Source organism: Corallococcus sp. CA041A (genome assembly GCF_003612075.1).
GTDB lineage: Bacteria > Myxococcota > Myxococcia > Myxococcales > Myxococcaceae > Corallococcus > Corallococcus exiguus.
The window spans coordinates 1-2,184 of the sequence record NZ_RAWF01000504.1 but is presented as its reverse complement, the minus strand read 5'-3'; the positions used below and the strand labels follow the sequence as shown (position 1 = coordinate 2,184).

The following is a 2,184-nucleotide window of genomic DNA, read 5'->3' as shown; positions in this document are numbered from 1 at the left end:
CTCCGGGGGCGGAGGCGGCGGCTCAGGCGCGGCGGCGGGCGCGAGCAGCGCGGCCAGCTCCGGGATGTCCGAACCGCGCTTCCAGTCCGGCATGCCCTGGCGCCAGAAGAAGCTGCGCGCACTGATGGTGCCCGCGGCCATCCACTCGGCCACGGCCGACTCGTCCAGCGGGCCCTCCTGCTTGTTGCGCACCATCACGAACCACGGTGCCCCGGCCGTCTGGCGGGGAGGCGCGGTGCGCGTGGGCTCATCGTCCCAGGGCGTCTGGGGGGCCGACGCAGGAGGTTTGGCCAGCGGAGCAGGAACTGCCGCGGCGGACACCGGTGCCGGAGCGGGGGCTGGCGCGGCGGCGGCGCCACCGCCACCCGCCAGCGAACGCTCCTGGGCCCGGATGCGCTCCACGTCGGCGAGCGACACCACGCGGGTGCTCTCCTCCTCGGCGGGCCCTTCCACGGTGACAACGTTCTGGCAGTTCTTGCAGCGGACCTTGACCGTCTTGCCGCGGACCTTCTCGTCCGCAATGGAGTACCGCTTCTGGCAATTGTCGCAGGTGAAGTTCAAAGGGGGCGTCCGGCTCTCGGGGGAAACCGGCGGGGATGCTACCGCCAGAAATCTCCCGCGCAAACACACGGTTGACTCTGTTCTTCGGCCCATCTATTCAGCCGCCCTCGGTTTCACTCCAGGCTTCTACGAGGGTGGCGCATGCCGGCGAAGGATCTCGGGACCAAGCACTCGTGCTTCAAGTGCGGGACGAAGTTCTACGACATGAAGAAGCCGGACCCCATCTGCCCCAAGTGCGGGGCGGATCAGCGGGAAAACGTGGTCGCCAAGCCCACCGAGGGCCGGCGTGGCCGTCTGGCGGCAGCTCCGAAGGTCATCGAGCCCGAGCCCGAGGAGACGCCCGCGGCCGAGGAGGACGAGGAGAACCTCGATTCCTTCAGCGATGACGAGGAGTCCGAGTCCACCACCGAGGCCGCTGACGACGACGAGCTGTAAGGTCGCCCTCACGCCTGCATCATCAGGGGTCCCCCGAGCTGTTCGGGCGGGCCCCGTTGTCGTTTCCTGGCCCTGAGGCCACCGACCCGGAAACGGCCTGACCGGAGACGGGGTCCCTCCCCAGGGGCCCACACCGCTCCGGGGTGTCATTTCTCAGGTGCCGCCCAGGCGCTTCAGCTGCCGCTCAGGCGCTTCAGCTGCCGCTCAGCCGCTCATGAGAGGACGCCAGCGACAGCTCGGTGAGCGCGCTCTCGATCTTCTCGTAGAGGTTGGGCCCCATCTCCTGCATGCCCACCGGCCGGGCGTCCTTGCGGCGCGCCCCCATGGGCAGGCGCTCCACCTCCACGGCTACCGTGGATTGCTTCCTGGTCTGATGCATCGCGACTCCCCCTCAGGCGGAAGTGTTGGCTTCCGAGAAAGCAATTTTGCCACCAAGACAGAAGTCTGAACAAGGGGCGTGCTTCCCGGCACTTATACGGAACCCCTGGCCCACGATTTCGTTGCCTCGGGGCCAGACGCGACAACCCTGTCAGGGGCGCCCTATTTCCCCGAGCCGGCCTGACGCAGTGCTTCCACCCCCCAGCTCTGATCGACCTGGACGGTCTCCCCCGCGCGGACGGTGACGGTCCGGGACGCTTCGGGGAGCCGGTCGTGCCAGAAGACGAGCGTGTGGGCCCCTTCCGGGACGCGCATCCGGAAGCGTCCGTCCGGAGTGGTGGTGGTGAAGTACGGGTGGTTGAAGGTGCGGACCACCGCGCGCATCCAGGGGTGCACGTCGCAGCGCACCTGGACGGTGCCCGGTTCGGCGGGCAGGGGGCGGCGCAGGGTCATGCCCTCCAGGGGCATGGCCACGTTGAAGACAGAACGGTTCGTCCCGGACTGGGCGCGCACGTTGTGCACCAGCGGGTCGGAGTTGCGCAGCAGCAGCTCGCCGCCGGCCTTCGCCGCGAGCGCGGGCGGTTCGTAGTGACACTGCCTCTGGTCCAGCACGGGCTGCGGCGCGGGCGTCTCCGGTTCAGCGAGCGCGGCGCCGTCCTGGAGCGACACCACGGCGTGGGCCAGGGCCCCTTCGCCTCCCACCACGAGCGAGCGGTCCTCCGCCTGGTCGCCACACACGCTGGCGACGGTGGCGGTGGTCGGCGCGCTGGGGGCCTGGGGAGGCGTCCCGGTCAGCACCACCCTCCCCTC

Annotated in this window: 4 protein-coding genes; 1 reads left to right on the top strand and 3 read right to left on the bottom strand. The window is 69.8% G+C overall.

Annotated elements, in window-relative coordinates; genetic code table 11:
• Nucleotides 1-561: GYF domain-containing protein (locus D7V77_RS41680; protein ID WP_120581692.1), on the bottom strand; the 561-nt coding region annotated here is incomplete at its 3' end.
• Nucleotides 562-702: 141 nt separating this feature from the next.
• On the opposite strand from D7V77_RS41680, the gene D7V77_RS41675 reads away from it, so the two are divergent.
• Nucleotides 703-996 (top strand): FYDLN acid domain-containing protein, encoded by a 294-nt coding sequence (locus D7V77_RS41675; protein ID WP_120581691.1) that lies wholly within the window; start codon nucleotides 703-705, stop codon nucleotides 994-996.
• A 193-nt stretch (nucleotides 997-1,189) separates the two neighbouring features.
• Here D7V77_RS41675 and D7V77_RS43470 read toward each other — a convergent pair whose 3' ends face one another.
• Nucleotides 1,190-1,375 carry a hypothetical protein gene (locus D7V77_RS43470; protein ID WP_121780343.1) on the bottom strand — a complete coding sequence of 62 codons (186 nt, stop codon included), beginning with the start codon at nucleotides 1,373-1,375 and terminating at the stop codon, nucleotides 1,190-1,192.
• 161 nt (nucleotides 1,376-1,536) lie between these two features.
• A partial coding sequence (locus tag D7V77_RS41670) for a carboxypeptidase regulatory-like domain-containing protein (protein ID WP_120581690.1) occupies nucleotides 1,537-2,184 on the bottom strand: 648 nt, incomplete at its 5' end.

What these genes read in the sequence shown, in the direction of transcription:
- D7V77_RS41675 (WP_120581691.1), top strand. Translation starts at nt 703, where the DNA reads ATGCCGGCGAAGGATCTCGGGACCAAGCACTCGTGCTTCAAGTGCGGG.
- D7V77_RS43470 (WP_121780343.1), bottom strand. Translation starts at nt 1,375, where the DNA reads ATGCATCAGACCAGGAAGCAATCCACGGTAGCCGTGGAGGTGGAGCGC.